The organism is Stenotrophomonas sp. WHRI 8082 (assembly GCF_040223995.2).
GTDB lineage: Bacteria > Pseudomonadota > Gammaproteobacteria > Xanthomonadales > Xanthomonadaceae > Stenotrophomonas.
The window spans coordinates 1,012,752-1,029,238 of the sequence record NZ_CP167826.1; the positions used below are offsets into that span (position 1 = coordinate 1,012,752).

Below are 16,487 nucleotides of genomic sequence, written 5' to 3' on the forward strand. Positions count from 1 at the left end.
GGTCAGCCCTTCTTCGCTGCGGTGTCGGCGGGTGCCACGGCAACCTTGGCACCGTCCTTGGCGTCCGTCACCGCCACCTTCGCCCCATCCACGAGACCTTGCCGGCCGCCGATGACGATGCGCTCCCCGGCCTTCAGGCCATCGGCCACCAGCCATTGGTCGCCGACCGCGCGCAGGGTGCGGAATTCCCGCTGGCGCACTACGTCGTCGGCATCCACGACCCAGGCAAGCGCGTTGCCACGCGGACTGCGATCGACCACGGACTGCGGCACCAGCACTGCCTGCTGGCGCGTGCCCTGCCCGACCATCGCACGCACGTACATGCCCGGCAGCAGTTGCCCGTCCGGGTTCGGGAAGGTCGCCCGCAGGGTGATGCTGCCGGTGTCCTGGTCCACGTCCAGATCGGCAAACTCCAGCGTGCCCTGCAGCGGGTACGCGCTGCCGTCGGACAGCTTCAATGTCACCGGCGTCGCCGATGCCTGCACGCCGCCCTCGGCAATGGCACGGCGCAGCGCCAGGAACTCATTGCTGGACTGGGTGATATCCACATTCATCGGATCCACCTGCTGGATCTTCGCCAGCGGCTCGGCCTGGCCGGAAGTCACCAGCGCGCCCGGAGTGAAAAGCGCCCGGCCCACCCGCCCGCTGATCGGTGCGGACACCGCGGCGAACCGTAGATTGGTCTGCGCGGTCTGCAGGGCCGCATTGGCCCCATCCACCGCCGCGTCGGCCTGCTTGGCCGTGGCGATCGCATCGTCCACCGCCTGTTGCGAGGTCAGCTGCTCCTGGCCCAGCGCCTGCAACCGCCCGGCGCGCAGGCGCTCGGTCACGGCCGTGGCCTGCGCCGTGCGCAGGTTCGCCGCCGCCTCGTTCAACGCCGCCTGGTACAGCGACGGGTCGATCTGGAACAACGGATCACCTGCGTGGACGGTAGCCCCCTCTTCGAACAGCCGCTTCAGCAACACACCGGAAACCTGCGGGCGTACATCCGATTCTTCGAAGGCAACTGTTCGTCCCGGCAGCTCCTGGTCCAATGCGACGGGCCGGGCCTGCAGGGTCATCACCGATACGTCGCGCGGCGCGGCAGCGGGGGCGGCCTCTTTCTGCGTGCACCCGTTGAGAACAAAGCAAAGGGTGGCGGCGAGGACCAGCCTGCCGAAACATGGGGAGACCATCGGATATTTTCCTGCGGGGGAAGGAAATCGGGGAGTTTTCGGACGAATCCGATGCGATGCGTCGTGTGCCACGTCACAGCGGTGTCGCCCATGCCGCATCCTGCGTGCGGCGAATATAGAAGAAAACCCCTGCACGGACGTGTGGAAACTAAATGAAACTTTCTTCATTTGCAGCAGACGCCTGCGGTTGCGAGGATGCACTGTCCCCTGAACCCGGCTACGGCCATGCCGCGCGTACTGACCATTGAGGATGACGCCGTCACGGCCGAGGAGATTGCGACAGAACTGCGTAGCCGCGGGTTCATCGTGGACGTGGCCGATGACGGCATCAAGGGACTGGAATGTGCCCAAAGCGGCCGCTATGACGCGATCACCCTGGATCGCATGCTGCCGGGACTGGATGGACTGGCGTTGGTCGCCCGCTTGCGCCATCATGGCATCAGCACGCCCGTGCTGATGATCAGCGCGCTGTCCGACGTGGATGAGCGGGTGCGCGGTCTGCGGGCCGGCGGTGACGATTACCTGACCAAGCCGTTTGCTTCCGACGAAATGTCGGCGCGCATCGAGGTGCTGTTACGCCGCCATGCCCAGGTGCCCCTCGCCGACAGCGTGCTGCGGGCCGGTGACCTTGAGCTGGACCTGATGGCGCGCTGTGCACGCCGCGGTGGACAGGAAATCAGCCTGCTGCCGACGGAATTCAAACTGCTGGAGTTTCTGATGCGAAACACCGGTCAGGTGTTGAGCCGCACCATGCTGTTCCAGGAAGTGTGGGGGTATCACTTCGATCCGGGCACCAATCTGATCGAGGTCCATATCGGCCGCCTGCGTCGCCGCATCGACCAGCCCGACCGGACGCAACCGATCAAGACCGTACGAGGAACCGGCTATGTCTTCGACGCGGCTCACTGAAGGCTGGCGCTCGTCCAGCAGCCGCCTGCTGGGGCTGTACTGCATGTTGTTCATCGCATGGTCCAGCGTTCTGCTGGGCGTGATGTACTGGCGGGTGTCTGATTATCTGGACGGACTGGCCGAATCCGCCCTCCTGCAGCGTGCCCACCTGTTCCAGCGTTTTCAGGGGCAGATGCTGGACGAGGCGTTGAGTGACAGCCTGCGCTACGACATCCATGGCACCTACGCTTACGGTGTTTTCACACCACAGGGCGAGCATCTGGCCGGCCCCCTGTTGGCGCTTCCGCACGGCATCGAGGCCAACCAGCCATCACGCGAGGTGCCGGGCTGGCTGCTGGCCGATGGCCTGCGCACCGACGCCGGTCGCGCACTGGCCGTCACCACGCAGGACGATCGGGTGCTGGCGCTGGTGCGGCAGAGTGGCAAGCTGACTGCGGTGAACAGCATCATCCTCGACGCGCTCTGGTGGGGCGTATCGCTCACCGTCATACCGGGCCTGGCCGGCTGGCATTTCCTCCGGCGGAGACCGTTGAAGCGTATCCAGCAGATAGAGGGCGCCACCAACCGGATCATGGCCGGCGACCTTGCACAACGACTGCCGGTGTCGGATCGACGCGATGAGATTGATCGCCTGTCCAGCATCGTCAATGCCATGCTCGAACGCATCGAGCAGTTGATGACCGAAGTCAAAGGCGTCTGTGACAGCATCGCGCATGACCTGCGCACTCCGCTGACACGGCTGCGCGCCCACCTGTACCGCACGCGGGTGGACATGGGCGACGACAATCCGCAGACGGAGCAGATCGACAAGGCATTGGCGGAAACCGATCTGCTGATGGCCCGCTTCAGTGCGTTGCTGCGCGTGTCCGAACTGGAAAGCGGACAGCGTCGCTCAGCGTTCGAAGAAATGGACGTGCGGGGGTTGCTGGAAGAACTGCATGCGTTTTACCTGCCGCTGGCGGATGAGAAACAGCAGGCCTTGGTGCTGGAGATCGAGCAGGGTGTCGGCAGCCTGCGCGGCGACCGCGAACTGCTGTTCGAAGCCTTGGCCAACCTGATGTCCAATGCCATCCGGTTCACGCCCGAGAACGGCCGCGTCGTGCTGCGCGCGGTAGATGACAACGGGGCACCGCGCATCGACATCCTAGATACCGGGCCCGGTATCGCGCGAGAAGACCGGGAGCTGGTGTTCCAGCGCTTCTATCGCGGCCAGGATCCGGCAGGGCGTGCGGAGGGGTTTGGCTTGGGCCTGTCCATCGTGGCCGCCATCGCCGGACTGCATGGCTTCCGACTGCGTGCCGGTCGCGCAGCCGGAGGGGGTGCTTGGCTCAGTCTTCGCTGCGCACCCGAAGCGCTGGCCTGACGGGTGTGGGGCGCACAGGCGGTCAATCCGACTGACCCTGTTCAACGCGCCGATACTGCGAATCATTTGTATTCACATATCCGCATCTGGATAATCCGACGTTTCGCCGCGTCCGTCTCGCTGCGCCACCTCCAGCCATCGCCCGAGGCTTTCTGCTTCCATGCAACGTTCCGCCATCAAAGCCTGGTTCGTCGTCCATAAATGGACAAGCCTGGTCTGCACGCTGTTCCTGCTGCTGCTTTGCCTGACCGGCCTGCCGCTCATCTTCGGCCATGAGATCGGGCACCTTACCGGCGCTGACCCCGAGATTCCCGCAGCCCCTGCCGATGCACGGATCCGCAACCTGGATGCGCAGGTTCAGACCGCCCTGCAGCACTTTCCCGGCAATGTGCCCCTGTTCGTCGGCTGGGACCCCGATGCACCGCTGATGTACGTCAATACCGGTGCGCGCAGCGACACGCCCGCGCCGCAGATGCAGACCGTGCTGCTGAACACTGTCAGCGGCGAACAGGTCCCCGCACCGCAGTTCAACGAAGGCGTGATGTACTTCCTGTACCGCCTGCACACGGATCTGTTCCTTGGCCTGCCGGGGTTGTTGTTCATGGGCGCGATGGGGCTGCTGTTCGTTGTCGCCATCGTGTCCGGGCTGGTGCTCTACGGCCCCTTCATGCGCAAGCAGCGCTTCGGCACGCTGCGCACGGGCCGCAGCCGCCGTCTTGCCTGGCTCGACCTGCACAACGTGATCGGCATCGTCACCCTCGGCTGGGCGCTGGTCGTTGGCCTTACCGGCGCCATCAACACGCTGGCCAAGCCCTTGGAACAGGCCTGGCAGACGCAGCAACTGGGCGAGTTCGCTGCACGCTACGCCGGCCAGCCCAAGCCGACGCAGCTCGCGTCGCTGCAGGCCGCGGTAGACACCGCGCGCGCAGCCGAGCCGGACATGCGCCCGGCGTTCGTCAGCTTCCCCGGTACCGGCTACAGCGGTGACCACCACTATGGCGTGTTCATGCAGGGCGATTCACCGGTGACCGAGCGGTTGTACCGGCCCGTATTGATCGACGCGCAGACCGGCGCCCTGACGGCACAGCCGCAGTTGCCCACCTACATGACCGTGCTGCTGCTGAGCCAGCCGCTGCACTTCGGCGACTACGGCAAGCTGCCGCTGAAGATCCTGTGGGCGCTGATGGACCTGCTGACCATCGCCGTGCTGATCAGCGGCCTGTACCTCTGGTTCAAGCGTGGAAGCACTGCCACGCGCGTAGCGGAGATCGAACGTGCGCAGACCCAGGAGGTTGCATGAAGAGTCCTTTCATCGCACCTGCATGGATCACGCTGGCCAGCCTCATCGGGCTGGTCAGCGCGCTGCTCGGCGACGGCCTGTTCGACCTTGTGTCCTGGGTCATCTTCAGTGGCCTGATCGCGTTGTTCGTGCGGGCCTGGATCAAACGCGACCGTCGCTGATCGGCGTGCGCGGTCGGCGATCGGCCTTCGTCGATTGCCGGCTCTGGATGGCGCGTGCCACGTCGACACCTCCTGCATCCCAGCGTCGGTACCCTCGCCAGATGCGGCTCACCACCTCCCCTCGTTTCCTCAACACCGTGCTGCTTGGCGGCGGCACCTCGCAGAAGCTCGCCGCCGCAGCGTCCGCCGGGTTCGATCAGGTTGAAATATGGCGCCAGGATGTAGAGCCGACGTCGGCCGCTGCGGTGCGTTCCGCGCTGCAGGACACCGGGATGGGACTTACCGACGTCCAGGTGCTCCTCGATTTTGACGGTGCACCCGACCCGCATCGCCGTGATAAACGCCACGAGGCCATCAGCCTGTTGGATCTGGCGGCTGCATTGGGGGCCCGGACGGTGCTGGTGCCCGCCTCCACCGACACGCGCTGCATCGGCGATCGCGTCGGGCCGGATCTGCGCTGGCTGTGCGCGGAAGCGGCATCACGAGGACTGCGCATCGCATATGAGGGGATGGCGTGGAGTGTGCTCAACTCCACGCTTCCCGCCGTCTGGCGCCAGGTACAGGCGGTGGACGCTGACAATCTCGACATCGTCATCGACGCGTTCCATCTGTTTGCCGCAGGCCGCAGCGTCGACGACCTGCACGGCATTCCGGCGCACCGCATTGCGCTGGTGCAACTGAGTGACGTGCAGCAGCAGCCCCTGCCCGGCCACATGATCGACACCGCCCGCCACGCGCGTTGCCTGCCGGGTGAAGGCATCTGGCCACTTCCCGAACTGCTGGATGCGCTGCAGGACATGGGCTATTCCGGCCCGGTGGGCCTGGAAGTATTCAACGATGCGTTGAAGGCAGAGGATGTCCGCACGGTGGCACAGCGCGCGATGGATGCACTCGACCGGGTGTTGTCCCGGCGCTGATGCGTCAACGTTCGCACACCAGGTTCACCGACATGCAGTTGTGTACGTATCCCTCCCAATAGCCGGCAGGACGGCCGCGGATATCCGTTTCCAACAGATGCGGTTCATGCCAGCTGACAGCACGGAACCCCGCTGACCGGATCGCATGCTCATAGTGTTCTCTCGCCCACCGGTAGTTGGTGATCCGCGCCGGGGGCGAGCCAGGGAACTCGAACACCAGCCGTGCACCCTCCCGCCACGGCACCTCCTCGATCGCCTTCACCCCATAAGCAGAATAGTTGCCAAGCGCCATACGGAATTCCGGATTGAGCGTCTGCACCACCAGCCTGCCGCCACGCTTCACGTGCGGTATCACCGATTCGAACATCTGCTGCAGCGCGTGCAGCGACTGCGCGTAATTGAACAGATAGGCCGCCAGCACGATGTCGTGCTCCGCCGTTGCATGCATTGCGGTCACATCATTCACCTCGAAGGTCATGTCGTCACCGCGGTCCGCGGAAAGCGCGCGGGCGTAGTCGATCATGCCTTGCGATAGATCTACCCCGTGCGCGCAGCCGGCACCGTGGCGAAGAAACTCGCGTCCGTAATAGCCGGACCCACAGGCGAGATCCAGCACCGACCTGCCCTCGATCTCGCCCGCCAACTGCAGCATGGTGCGCATCTCGATGGGACGGGTGGGCGAGGAGCTGGCGTAGGCCACGTACTGATCCACCATGTTGTCGTAGTGCGCGGTCATCACATCATCCTTTGAGTGTCCGGAACGTGTGATCAGACGCTAGCGACGAAGCATTCGCCCTTGAAGAGTCATATGCGTCGCCCGCGCGCTGGATCTCAGCCGTTGGCCACCATGCGACCGTCTGCCGCGTGCAGGAAGGCCTGCAGCGCCGGCGTATCGTTCAGCACGGTGGTGCAGAAGCACAGATCGAACGTGGTCACCGGCGCCGACAAGGGGACATAGGCGATCTCGGCGGCGCGGAAGCCCATCATGCTGGCCGGGATGATCGCAATCCCGGTTTCCACTGCCACCAGCGAAAGTACGGCATGCATGCCGTGTGCCTCCTGCACGACATTGGGTATGAAGCCTGCAGCACTGCACTGCTGCATCACGTGCGCATGGAAACCCTCCCCTTCGGCCGCCGGCCAGCCGACAAACTCCTCACTGGCAAGGTCGGCCACCTGCAATGAGGCGCGGGTGGCGAGTGGATGATCGCGGGGCAGTGCGATCGCCAACGTGTCGCTGTCGAACGCGTGCAGCCGCAGGTCTGCGGAAGAGGGAAGCGGCGGGATAAGGATACCGACATCGATCTGTCCTTGGCGCAGCATCGTCTGTTGCTGGAATGAGGTCGCCTCGCGCAGCTCCAGGCGCACGCCCGGATGGCTTCGCCGGAAGCAACGGATCCGCTGCGGCAGGCTGCCGTACAGCGCACTGCAGACATACGCCACGCGCACCACGCCGGTGCGCCCCGCTGCCGCTTCGCGGGTCGCAGCGAGCGCATGGTCGGCCTGCTGCAAGGTGCGTCGTGCTTCGACGAGCAGCACTTTCCCGGCAGCCGTAAGCCCAAGTGTCCTGTGCCCGCGCAACACCAGCATGGCACCCACGTGCTCTTCGAGGCGGCGGATCGCGGCGGTGAGGGGTGGCTGGGACATGTGCAGGCGCGCCGCGGCACGATGGAAGTGCAGCTCTTCTGCCACGGCCACGAACTGGCGCAGCAGACGGAGATCGATCATGGCGGTCGCCTTGCAGACAAGGCACTCAGGGTAGCAGCAGCGCTCAGCCGGAATGCGTCGAGCGCGACTCGATGTTGGCCAACGCAATGCGTGACCACGCGGCATTGAATCCTTCAACCGTGTCGACCGCGACCGCCTTCAGATCGCGCGGATAATCCACGCCGGCCGCTTCGCCTGCGCGCGTGGCATGGAACTGCCCGTTGCTTGCGCGCAGGATCCAGCCGCCTTCCGTGCAACGGGTGGACACCAGCCACGCAACGCCCGTTGCCACCGCATCAGGATGCAGCTCATCAGGCTCGCCCTGCTGTCCCCACATCCGTGTCTTCGCTACCGGCGATATCGCGTTGACCACGATGTTGTCCGCACCCCCTTCGGCGGCCAGCACGTTGACCAGTCCGACAGCGGCCATCTTTGCCATCGCATAGCTGATCAGCCCCTGCTGTACATGCTGCGGATACAGCGCCCGATCAGAGGTCGTCACCACGATGCGCCCGCCTCCATTGGCGCGCATGCTCGGCCATGCCGCCTGAGCCAACCACAGCGGCGCCTTGGCCGCGATAAGCAGCGTGTGCTCCAGCTGCGCTTCGTCTACGTCCTGCACCGGCTGGTAGGCCACCCAGCCCGCGTTGTGGATCAGGAAGTCCAGGCGCCCGTGCTGCTGCAGCACGTCGTCGACCAGTGCGTGGCACTGCGCGCGCGTGTTGATGGGCAGGCAGTGACTGCTGACCGTGCGACCTTGCGCCTGCAACTGCTCCGCTGCGCGGGTGATGCGGGTCGCATCGAGGCCTCTGCCATCTGTATCGGCACCTACATCGTGCATCGCGACCGTTGCGCCACGACCCGCCAGCAAACGCGCGTAAGCGAGCCCAAGGCCGCCTGCGGCGCCGGTGATGAGGCCAACCTGGCCTTGGAAAGAAACAGGGGTATGCATCCGTCCAGCCTGAACGACCGGATGAACAACGGCCAATACCGTTGTCTGCCAGCAGTGATACCCAACACGTATCAACGCTGCCCGCGTTAGCGGGACAACGCCTCGGTGCGGAACGCGGCCACGGTGCCCAGCAGCTGCGTCGCCTGTTCTTCCATGCTGCGCGCGGCCGCGGATGCCTCCTCGACCAGGGCCGCGTTCTGCTGGGTTCCCTCGTCGATGTGATCCACCGCCTGGTTGATCTGCACGATGCTTTCGCTCTGGTGTTGAGCGGCCGCGCTGATGCCGCGGATCAGATCGTTGACCCGCCGCACGCTCTGGACGATGTCGTCCATCGTGCGCTCTGCCCCCTGCGCCAGCGTGCTGCCGGCGCCGACCTTGCCGACCGAATCGCTGATGATCTGTTTGATCTCGCTGGCGGCGGTAGCCGACCGCTGCGACAACGACCGGATCTCCGATGCAACCACGGCGAATCCACGGCCGTGCTCGCCAGCACGCGCCGCTTCTACTGCAGCATTCAATGCCAGGATATTGGTCTGGAACGCGATGCCGTCGATCACGCCGATGATGTCGCCGATGCGATGCGAAGACGCCGCGATCAGCGACATGGTCGAGACCACGTCATGCACGGCTTGACCGCCCTGTTCGGCCACCCGCACCGTCGCGCCGGCCAACTCGCTGGCCTGCTGTGCGCTGTCTGCGGTCTGCCGCACGGCTGCGGTCAGACCCTGCATCGATACGGCGGTTTCCTCCAACGACGCTGCCTGCTGCTCGGTTCGCCGTGCCAGGTCATCGTTGCCTTCCGCGATCTCGCCTGCGCCCATCGCGACCGCATCCGCGGATGCCTTGATCCGCCCGATCATGCCGGCCATCGACTCCACCAGCAGGTTGATCCCTTGGCAAAGCTCGCCGATCGCGCCGCGCTTGCCGTTGAGGTCGATGCGGCGACTCAGGTCACCGCCCTGCGCGGCAGCGACCACGTCCCGCGTCTGGTCCACCGCCTGCTGCAGTGCCTGTGACTCCATCACCTGCGCCGTGATATCGCTTGCGTACTTGACCACCTTGAACGGCCGCCCATCCATGTCATGGATCGGGTTGTACGAGGCCTGGATCCACACCTCACGGCCGCCCTTGCCAAACCGACGATAGCGTCCCGCATCGTATTCGCCGCGCCCGAGTTTCTCCCAGAACTGGCGGTATTCGGCACTCTGGGCATACACGGGGTCGGCGAACATGGAATGGTGTTTGCCGCGTATCTCATCGAGCGAGTAGCCCGTGGTCTCCAAGAAGTTCTCGTTGGCGGTCTCGATACGCCCGTCCAGGCTGAACTCGATGACCGCCTGCGATTTGTTGATCGCGGCAAGCTGGCCCGCGACATCTGCGGCACGTTGCCGTTCTTCCGTGATGTCAGTGGCGAACTTCACGACTTTACAAGGCGTGCCCTTGCTGTCGAAGACCGGGTTGTAGGACGCCTGGATCCATATTTCACGCCCGCCCTTGCCTACCCGCCTGTACTGACCCGCATCGAATTCGCCACGGCCCAGCTTTTCCCAGAAGGCTTTGTACGCTGCACTGCGCGCCTGCTCCGGCTCCATGAACATGGAATGGTGCCGGCCCTGGATCTCTTCCATCGTGTAGCCGAGGGTCGCCAGCACGTTGGCGTTGGCTTTCAGCACGGTGCCATCCAACCCGAACTCGATGACCGCCTGTACCCGGTGCAGTGCATCGACCTGCGCCTGCAGGTCCTGGTCCCTGCGCGCCGCCGCGTCCGCCGCCGCGTGCCGGGTGGCGGACGGTCGAAACAGAAAGGCAGAGAGGCGTGCGGGTACCCGGGTACCGACAGTTGGGCTGGGCATTGCAGGGTCCTCGGGTCCAACAGGCTGAAGGGCTGGGCCGTGCAGATACACGGCGGGGCGACGCGGTGGCGTGGGGACGAACGAAGGCCGCAGCAGGGAGAGCAGAATGCCGCGAAGTTTGTAACGGCAGTTCGCAGATTACCTTGAGGATTAACTTTGAGACCCCGGTCACGATTATCGAGATATCCGAGAAATCAGTTTCTCACTGCATGCCCTGTTCCGCCCCTTACGCGTTGACGTCGACCACCGTGCGGCCCTGCACGCGCCCTTGCAACACGTCCGCCGCCAGTCCGGGAACGTCCGCCAGGCCGATCATCCGGGTGGTGCGGGCAAGCTTGTGCAGGTCCAGATCCGTGGCCAGTCGCGCCCAGGCCTGCTCGCGCGCGGCGTACGGCGCATTGACCGAGTCGATGCCGGCCAAGGTCACATTGCGCAGGATGAAGGGCAACACCGAACCTGGTAGATCCGCCCCCTGCGCCAGCCCGAACGCCGCCACGACGCCGCGATAGCGGATCTGGGCCAGCACATTGGCAAGCGTATGGCTGCCCACGGCATCAATGGCGCCAGCCCAGCGCTCCTTCGCGATGGGCGCTCCCGGCGCCGACAGCGTGGCGCGGTCGATGATCTCAGCGGCACCGAGTTCCTTCAGATACTCCGCTTCCTGCAGGCGCCCTGTCGACGCCACGACGCGATAACCGAGCCGGGACAACAGCGCGATCGCGATGGACCCGGCCCCGCCATTCGCCCCCGTCACCAGCACGTCGCCGTGGTCGGGCGTCAATCCACCGTGTTCCAGCGCCAGCACGGACAGCATCGCCGTATAGCCGGCCGTTCCGATCGCCATCGCATCCTGCGTGGAAAATGCCTCGGGGACCTTGACCAACCATTCCCCGGGTACGCGCGCTTTCTGTGAAAAACCGCCATGGTGGGTCTGGCTCAATCCCCAGCCGTTGACCAGTACGCGGTCACCCGCCGAGAAACCGGCATGGCCGGAGCTCTCCACGATGCCCGCCAGGTCGATGCCGGGAATCAACGGGAACTTACGGATCACCGGGGACCGTCCACTCAGGGCCAGCGCATCTTTGTAATTGACCGTCGAATACTCCACGGCAACGGTGACGTCACCGGGCATCAGGTCGTGGTCCTGTAGATCGACGATTTCAGTGTTGATGGTGTCGTTGTGTTGGCTGGCAAGCAGCGCTCTGAAACGCATGGGGATCTCCGGAGATGTGGGACCAGACGAGAGGGCGACTGCGCGCTGGACTGAGCAGAAACGACGGGATGGGCCTGGCCGGCACGTACAGTACGCCCACCCCAGAGCGTGCAGTGCGCGGCGTTATCCCCCTGTTACCGCGTCGTCCCATTGCGCGAGATGCAGCAGCACGCCCGCCGGGTCCCACACGTAGGTCACCACCGCCCCGTAAGGCTCAGCCCTCGGCGGCGCGACCCTTGCCTTGGGAAACGCGCCGGTAGCCAAGACATCCCGCACCGCAGTGAAACAAGCCGAAGCGTCCTCGACCGACACGTGGAGCATGGTGTTCTCGGCCCATTCCTTGGCGTAGTGTCCCTGCACGTAGAAACGCGATTCGCCTAGCCTGAACAGCACCAGGTCCGCACTGGACCACTCCAACACGCACCCCAACGCGGTGTAGAACGCCTGCGATATCGCGAAATCCTGTGCAGGAAGGAAGGTGCGCACGTCACGTGCCTGAAGGTTGATCATGTTTCGCCTCATCTGGCTTTAACCAATGATTGGTAGCGTCGAGCGTTGCTCGGCGAGCGTAGCGGAATCTTCACCTCAAGCGCCAAGCGACTCTGCATTCCACCGGAGCGCATCAACCAGCAGCGTGAATGCCAACGAGTTCTGGCGACGGCTCGGGAAGTAGAGGTGGAATCCGGGAAACGGCGGACACCAGTCACCCATTGCACGCACCAGTCGCTTGGTCTCAAGCGCCTCCGCCACGATCAGGTCGGGCACGCAGGCCAGACCGCGGCCCTGCAACGCGGCCTGCACGATCAGGCGGACGCTGCTCAGGGTCAACCGACCCGCTACCTGCACGTTCACGCTGCGGCCCGCTCTCTCGAACTCCCACGCATACAGCCCGCCCTGCGTCAGCAGCCGCATGTTTATGCAATCGTGCGCGGTGAGATCCTGTGGCGCGCGTGGCACCCCGTGCCGCCTGAAGTACTCCGGCGTGCCCACCACCGCCATGCGCAGCGGCGGTGTGATGGGCACGGCAATCATGTCCTTGGCCACCTGCTCGCCCAGCCGCACGCCGGCATCAAAGCCCTCGGCCACGATGTCGGTCAGGCCGGATTGGTCTGCGATCTCCACCTCGATGTCGGGGTACGCGTCCATCAGGGCCGCCACTTTGGGCCACAACACGAGCTCGCTGGCAGGGTCGCTGCTGTTGATCCGCAGTCGACCACTGGGTCTGTCACGCAGCTCACCCAGATCGTGGATGGCCGTGTCGATGCTCGCGAAAAGCGGCCCCACCTGCGCCAGCAGTCGCACGCCTGCCTCGGTCGGGGTGACGCTGCGGGTGGTGCGGGTCAGCAGGCGGATGCCCAACCGCTGCTCAAGCATGCGCACCGTGTAGCTCAACGCCGCCTGCGAAACGCCCAGTTGGGCTGCCGCACGGGTAAAGCTGCGCTCTTGGGCCACCACCATCAGCGCCCGTAGGTCGTTGTAGTGCTCGCGCCGCATGATCGCCCCATTGATAAGCTGTGTTTATGACTCTATTCGTCGCCAGCGGGTTTATCCAGATAAAGAAGCGGGGCACCCTAGGCCTCCGGTGATCTGCAGGGAATGCACGGAATGCACGGAATGCCCTGATAGAGCCGACTGAAGTCGGCTCTACCGGGGGAGGGGCACACGCCAGAAGACCGACCCCACCCCCTTCCACGGATGACACCATGAGCACCCAGCACGCACTTTCCCCCCGCCAAAAGGCCATCCTGCCCATCGCCGCGTTCACCATGGCCGGTGATCTGCAACGGCTGGACGATGCACTTCGAACCGGCCTGGAGGCAGGACTGACCATCAATGAGATCAAAGAGATCCTTGGCCAGCTGTATGCCTATGCAGGCTTCCCGCGCGCCTTGAATGCGCTCGGCACGTTCATGAAGGTAGTCGATGATCGCAAGGCGCACGGCATCACCGACGTGGAGGGAAATGCACCCGGCCCCCTGCCGGCCCCTGAGCGCATGCTGGAGGTGGGCACTGAGAACCAGACCACGCTGTCGGGCCAACCGGTCGCCGGTCCACTGTTCGCGTTCTCGCCGCAGATTGACCGGTACCTCAAGGAACACCTGTTCGGCGCGGTCTTCGCCCGCGACAATCTCCCGTGGCGCGACCGGGAGCTTGCCACCGTTGCGGCACTGTCCGCCCTCGCGGGCGCGGAATCACAGGTGCAGTCGCACATGCGCATAAGCCGCAACGTGGGACTCAGCGAAGTGCAGTTGCAGGGTGTGGTTGATGCACTCCGCGAAGAGGTCGGTACCGATGCTGCAGCGCGTGCCGACAGCGCACGCCGGCAGAGCCTGGCCGACTAGATGTCTTGCCCTCCAATGAACGGAATATCGTCATGATGGGATGGAATGCGCTGATGCTCGCGTCACTGGCTTTTGCTGCCGGCGACGCTGCTGCCCAGCCTGTGGTGCGGTTGTTCGAGCTGCAGACCGATCCGCTGCAGCAGGACGCCTTCGACGCCGCGGGCAGGCAGAACATGGCCGCATCGCTCGCCTCGGAGCCGGGCGTACTGGCGATCCACACGGCAGCCGACAGTCGTCAGCCGGGGATGGTCTACGTGTTTGAGATTTATGCGGACACGCAGGCCTATCAAGCTCACCTGGCGACGTCCCATTACGCGGATTTCCTCCGTCAGACGCAGCGACTGATCTCAAAGAAAACCGTCATCGACACCACACCGGCTTTCCTGGCGGAGAAGCCGGAACCGCTCTCCGTCATGACGCGCGGCAAAACACCCGAGGTCCGGATCGTCGAGGTCACCGTCAAGCGATCCGATCTGGCAGCATTCCGCCAGATCGTCATCACAGAGATGCGCGAATCCATGGCCGTCGAGCCCGGCGTGCTTGCGATGTATGCGGTCACCCACAGGGACCATCCGGAGAAGTGGATTTTCTTCGAAATCTACGCCGATGCTGACGCCTACGCTGCACACAGGAAGACGCCGCACTTCAGCGCGTATCTGCAGCAGACCGGCGCGATGCTGGTAGAGAAGGGACACAAGGACGTCAGCGCCATCGCACTGAAGAACCGCGGCGGCTTGATGTACGGCGTGCCTGGCGATTAGCACGCCGCCGAGCATGGCTCGGCGCTACCGGTCGCCTGGAACTTCCAGGATACCTGCCTGCGGCGTCCGTCAGCCGTGCAGACGCCCCTCGCCCCCTAGAATGGAGGCAGACGGCGATGCCGATCCTGAAAGAGGAACGACAGGTTGAAGATGAAGCGCTACCTTCCCCACATCGCTGCATTGCTGGCCGCCGCCACCGCGACCGGTGTTGTGGCCAGCATCGTGCAGACGCAGCTCGTCCTCGGTGAGTTGTCGGGCTTCGGCATTCCCCTGCCTGCGGCTCTGCGGACGTGGACCACGCTGGGAGACCTGGCGATGTTCGGCCCGGTCATGACCGGCATCGCGTTCGCTGCCCTGCTGCCTGCCATCGTGGTGGCGCATCGGATCATGCGCATCACCCCCGGTGCATGGCGGAACGGCGTGTTCGCTGCCGCCTCTCTGGCCGGTGTGTGGGTGGCGTTCTGGATGATGCGTTCGGTGATTCCCATGCCGGCCCTGCCCGGAACGCGTGGTCCACTCGGCCATATCCTGATGTCACTGGCAGGCGGGGTCGGCGGTGTGTTGTACGCCACGATGAGCGCGCCGGGGCGTGCCACAGCGCAGGCGACCGCACCGGGGTGGCCGTGGCGCCATGGTGTGCTGGCCGCCGTGCTGCTGTTGGTACCTGCCCTGCTGTTCTTCACCATCGTGCCGCTTGCCGGCGACAGGCCGGTCGACACGCCTGCTGCGAGCTACCAGGTGCAGACGGTCACCAGCGGCTTGAACCGCCCCTGGTCACTCGCGTTCCTGCCCGATGGCCGCGTGCTGGTGACGGAGATGGGCGGACGGCTGCTGGCCATCGCCGCCGATGGCACCCGTTCGGAGATTGCGTTGGACGGATTGGCCCCGATCTTCCGGCAGGGCGGCACCGCCGGCCTGATGGACATCGCGTTGGACCCGCAGTTCGACCAGAACGGCTGGCTGTACCTGACGATGGGCTACGGTGTGGCGTCGGCCAATGGCACACGCGTGGTACGTGCACGCCTTGCCGACGACAGGATCGAGGAGGTCCGCGTCCTGTTCGATACAACGCCAAAAGCGAGTGCCGGCAACAACGGCGGCCGCATCGCGTTTCTTGCCGATGGCACGCTGGTGCTGACGGTCGGCGACGGCAGCGCGCGGCGTGAGGAAGCACAGAATCCCGCCAACCACCTGGGCGCCGTGATCCGGATCGACCGCGAAGGCCGCCCGCCCGCCGATAATCCCTTCATCGGCCAGCCCGGTACCGCGCCGGAACTCTACAGCCTCGGCCATCGCAATGCGCAGGGGATCACCGTCGACCCCACCACCGGCGATCTGCTGCTCTCAGAGCACGGTCCCCGCGGCGGCGATGAGATCAACCGCATCGTGGCGGGCGGCAACTACGGCTGGCCGCTCGTCACGGGTGGCATCGACTATCCCTTCGCCCGCGTGACGCCTTTCCGCCGCCTGCAGGGTTACCAGGATCCGATGCTCGAATGGACACCGTCGATTGCGCCAGCGGGCCTTGCGGTCTACGACGGAGACCTGTTTCCGGCGTGGCGCGGCAACCTGCTCGTGCCTGCACTGAAGGAACGCGCGGTGCGGCGTGTGCTGCGCGATGGCCGTCGCATCGTGGGACAGGAGCTGCTGCTGGCTGACCTCGATGAGCGCATACGCGATGTCAAGGTCGCTCCTGATGGGTCGATCCATGTGCTCACCGATGGGGTCGAGGGAAAGCTGCTGCGGCTGACGCCGCGCGCTGGCGGCGTGTGAGTCGCCCGCGCAACCCGCCGCCCACCTCACCGCATGAACCGACCGCTTAACGAGAGACGAC

At 65.0% G+C, this 16,487-nt stretch carries 16 protein-coding genes; 8 read left to right on the forward strand and 8 right to left on the reverse strand.

Translation table 11 applies throughout. From position 1 onward, the window contains the following. Nucleotides 1-2 precede the first annotated feature (2 nt). Nucleotides 3-1,175 carry an efflux RND transporter periplasmic adaptor subunit gene (locus tag ABRP17_RS04380; protein ID WP_349984915.1) on the reverse strand — a complete coding sequence of 391 codons (1,173 nt, stop codon included), beginning with the start codon at nt 1,173-1,175 and terminating at the stop codon, nt 3-5. Between the two features lie 225 nt (nt 1,176-1,400). On the opposite strand from ABRP17_RS04380, the gene ABRP17_RS04385 reads away from it, so the two are divergent. From ABRP17_RS04385 to ABRP17_RS04405, 5 genes are all read left to right on the forward strand, one after another. Further along, nucleotides 1,401-2,084, forward strand: a complete 684-nt coding sequence (locus ABRP17_RS04385; RefSeq protein WP_349984977.1) for a response regulator transcription factor — start codon at nt 1,401-1,403, stop codon at nt 2,082-2,084. Further along, on the forward strand, nt 2,062-3,447 hold the full coding sequence (locus ABRP17_RS04390) for an ATP-binding protein (RefSeq protein WP_349984916.1): 1,386 nt from the start codon (nt 2,062-2,064) through the stop codon (nt 3,445-3,447). Before ABRP17_RS04385 ends, ABRP17_RS04390 begins: the two co-directional genes overlap by 23 nt. A gap of 160 nt (nt 3,448-3,607) precedes the next feature. Continuing rightward, nucleotides 3,608-4,747: a PepSY domain-containing protein gene (locus ABRP17_RS04395; protein WP_188324792.1), complete on the forward strand. Its 1,140-nt coding sequence runs from the start codon at nt 3,608-3,610 to the stop codon at nt 4,745-4,747. Next, the gene (locus ABRP17_RS04400; RefSeq protein WP_188324793.1) at nt 4,744-4,908 is read left to right on the forward strand and encodes a hypothetical protein; all 165 of its coding nucleotides are present in this window, start codon (nt 4,744-4,746) and stop codon (nt 4,906-4,908) included. The genes ABRP17_RS04395 and ABRP17_RS04400 overlap by 4 nt, the downstream gene beginning before the upstream one ends. Nucleotides 4,909-5,009: 101 nt before the next feature. After that, on the forward strand, nt 5,010-5,825 hold the full coding sequence (locus tag ABRP17_RS04405) for a sugar phosphate isomerase/epimerase family protein (protein WP_349984917.1): 816 nt from the start codon (nt 5,010-5,012) through the stop codon (nt 5,823-5,825). 4 nt (nt 5,826-5,829) lie between these two features. Here ABRP17_RS04405 and ABRP17_RS04410 read toward each other — a convergent pair whose 3' ends face one another. The 7 genes from ABRP17_RS04410 to ABRP17_RS04440 all read right to left on the reverse strand — a co-directional run bounded on the left by ABRP17_RS04410 (nt 5,830) and on the right by ABRP17_RS04440 (nt 13,044). Beyond that, the gene (locus ABRP17_RS04410) at nt 5,830-6,561 is read right to left on the reverse strand and encodes a class I SAM-dependent methyltransferase (protein WP_349984918.1); all 732 of its coding nucleotides are present in this window, start codon (nt 6,559-6,561) and stop codon (nt 5,830-5,832) included. A gap of 95 nt (nt 6,562-6,656) precedes the next feature. Further along, nucleotides 6,657-7,553, reverse strand: coding sequence for a LysR substrate-binding domain-containing protein (locus tag ABRP17_RS04415; protein ID WP_349984919.1), 897 nt, complete (start codon nt 7,551-7,553; stop codon nt 6,657-6,659). A gap of 43 nt (nt 7,554-7,596) precedes the next feature. Further along, nucleotides 7,597-8,484, reverse strand: a complete 888-nt coding sequence (locus ABRP17_RS04420) for an SDR family oxidoreductase (protein WP_349984920.1) — start codon at nt 8,482-8,484, stop codon at nt 7,597-7,599. An 86-nt stretch (nt 8,485-8,570) separates the two neighbouring features. Then, nucleotides 8,571-10,337 (reverse strand): methyl-accepting chemotaxis protein, encoded by a 1,767-nt coding sequence (locus ABRP17_RS04425; RefSeq protein ID WP_349984921.1) that lies wholly within the window; start codon nt 10,335-10,337, stop codon nt 8,571-8,573. 226 nt (nt 10,338-10,563) lie between these two features. Then, nucleotides 10,564-11,550, reverse strand: a complete 987-nt coding sequence (locus ABRP17_RS04430) for an MDR family oxidoreductase (RefSeq protein WP_188324799.1) — start codon at nt 11,548-11,550, stop codon at nt 10,564-10,566. Nucleotides 11,551-11,673: 123 nt separating this feature from the next. Next, nucleotides 11,674-12,060 carry a hypothetical protein gene (locus tag ABRP17_RS04435; RefSeq protein ID WP_188324800.1) on the reverse strand — a complete coding sequence of 129 codons (387 nt, stop codon included), beginning with the start codon at nt 12,058-12,060 and terminating at the stop codon, nt 11,674-11,676. A gap of 75 nt (nt 12,061-12,135) precedes the next feature. Beyond that, complete coding sequence (locus ABRP17_RS04440; RefSeq protein WP_349984922.1) at nt 12,136-13,044, reverse strand: LysR family transcriptional regulator; 909 nt, start codon at nt 13,042-13,044, stop codon at nt 12,136-12,138. Nucleotides 13,045-13,253: 209 nt separating this feature from the next. Between ABRP17_RS04440 and ABRP17_RS04445 the strand changes: the two genes are divergently transcribed. The 3 genes from ABRP17_RS04445 (at nt 13,254) to ABRP17_RS04455 (ending at nt 16,426) form a co-directional block, all read left to right on the forward strand. Beyond that, on the forward strand, nt 13,254-13,892 hold the full coding sequence (locus ABRP17_RS04445; RefSeq protein WP_349984923.1) for a carboxymuconolactone decarboxylase family protein: 639 nt from the start codon (nt 13,254-13,256) through the stop codon (nt 13,890-13,892). A 32-nt stretch (nt 13,893-13,924) separates the two neighbouring features. After that, the gene (locus ABRP17_RS04450) at nt 13,925-14,653 is read left to right on the forward strand and encodes an antibiotic biosynthesis monooxygenase (protein WP_349984924.1); all 729 of its coding nucleotides are present in this window, start codon (nt 13,925-13,927) and stop codon (nt 14,651-14,653) included. 150 nt (nt 14,654-14,803) lie between these two features. Continuing rightward, nucleotides 14,804-16,426: a PQQ-dependent sugar dehydrogenase gene (locus ABRP17_RS04455; RefSeq protein ID WP_349984925.1), complete on the forward strand. Its 1,623-nt coding sequence runs from the start codon at nt 14,804-14,806 to the stop codon at nt 16,424-16,426. Nucleotides 16,427-16,487 lie beyond the last annotated feature (61 nt).

Excerpts from the sequence above, each read along its gene's own strand:
- ABRP17_RS04380 (WP_349984915.1), bottom strand. The coding sequence starts at position 1,175 with ATGGTCTCCCCATGTTTCGGCAGGCTGGTCCTCGCCGCCACCCTTTGC.
- ABRP17_RS04385 (WP_349984977.1), top strand. The coding sequence starts at position 1,401 with ATGCCGCGCGTACTGACCATTGAGGATGACGCCGTCACGGCCGAGGAG.
- ABRP17_RS04390 (WP_349984916.1), top strand. The coding sequence starts at position 2,062 with ATGTCTTCGACGCGGCTCACTGAAGGCTGGCGCTCGTCCAGCAGCCGC.
- ABRP17_RS04395 (WP_188324792.1), top strand. The coding sequence starts at position 3,608 with ATGCAACGTTCCGCCATCAAAGCCTGGTTCGTCGTCCATAAATGGACA.
- ABRP17_RS04400 (WP_188324793.1), top strand. The coding sequence starts at position 4,744 with ATGAAGAGTCCTTTCATCGCACCTGCATGGATCACGCTGGCCAGCCTC.
- ABRP17_RS04405 (WP_349984917.1), top strand. The coding sequence starts at position 5,010 with ATGCGGCTCACCACCTCCCCTCGTTTCCTCAACACCGTGCTGCTTGGC.
- ABRP17_RS04410 (WP_349984918.1), bottom strand. The coding sequence starts at position 6,561 with ATGACCGCGCACTACGACAACATGGTGGATCAGTACGTGGCCTACGCC.
- ABRP17_RS04415 (WP_349984919.1), bottom strand. The coding sequence starts at position 7,553 with ATGATCGATCTCCGTCTGCTGCGCCAGTTCGTGGCCGTGGCAGAAGAG.
- ABRP17_RS04420 (WP_349984920.1), bottom strand. The coding sequence starts at position 8,484 with ATGCATACCCCTGTTTCTTTCCAAGGCCAGGTTGGCCTCATCACCGGC.
- ABRP17_RS04425 (WP_349984921.1), bottom strand. The coding sequence starts at position 10,337 with ATGCCCAGCCCAACTGTCGGTACCCGGGTACCCGCACGCCTCTCTGCC.
- ABRP17_RS04430 (WP_188324799.1), bottom strand. The coding sequence starts at position 11,550 with ATGCGTTTCAGAGCGCTGCTTGCCAGCCAACACAACGACACCATCAAC.
- ABRP17_RS04435 (WP_188324800.1), bottom strand. The coding sequence starts at position 12,060 with ATGATCAACCTTCAGGCACGTGACGTGCGCACCTTCCTTCCTGCACAG.
- ABRP17_RS04440 (WP_349984922.1), bottom strand. The coding sequence starts at position 13,044 with ATGCGGCGCGAGCACTACAACGACCTACGGGCGCTGATGGTGGTGGCC.
- ABRP17_RS04445 (WP_349984923.1), top strand. The coding sequence starts at position 13,254 with ATGAGCACCCAGCACGCACTTTCCCCCCGCCAAAAGGCCATCCTGCCC.
- ABRP17_RS04450 (WP_349984924.1), top strand. The coding sequence starts at position 13,925 with ATGATGGGATGGAATGCGCTGATGCTCGCGTCACTGGCTTTTGCTGCC.
- ABRP17_RS04455 (WP_349984925.1), top strand. The coding sequence starts at position 14,804 with ATGAAGCGCTACCTTCCCCACATCGCTGCATTGCTGGCCGCCGCCACC.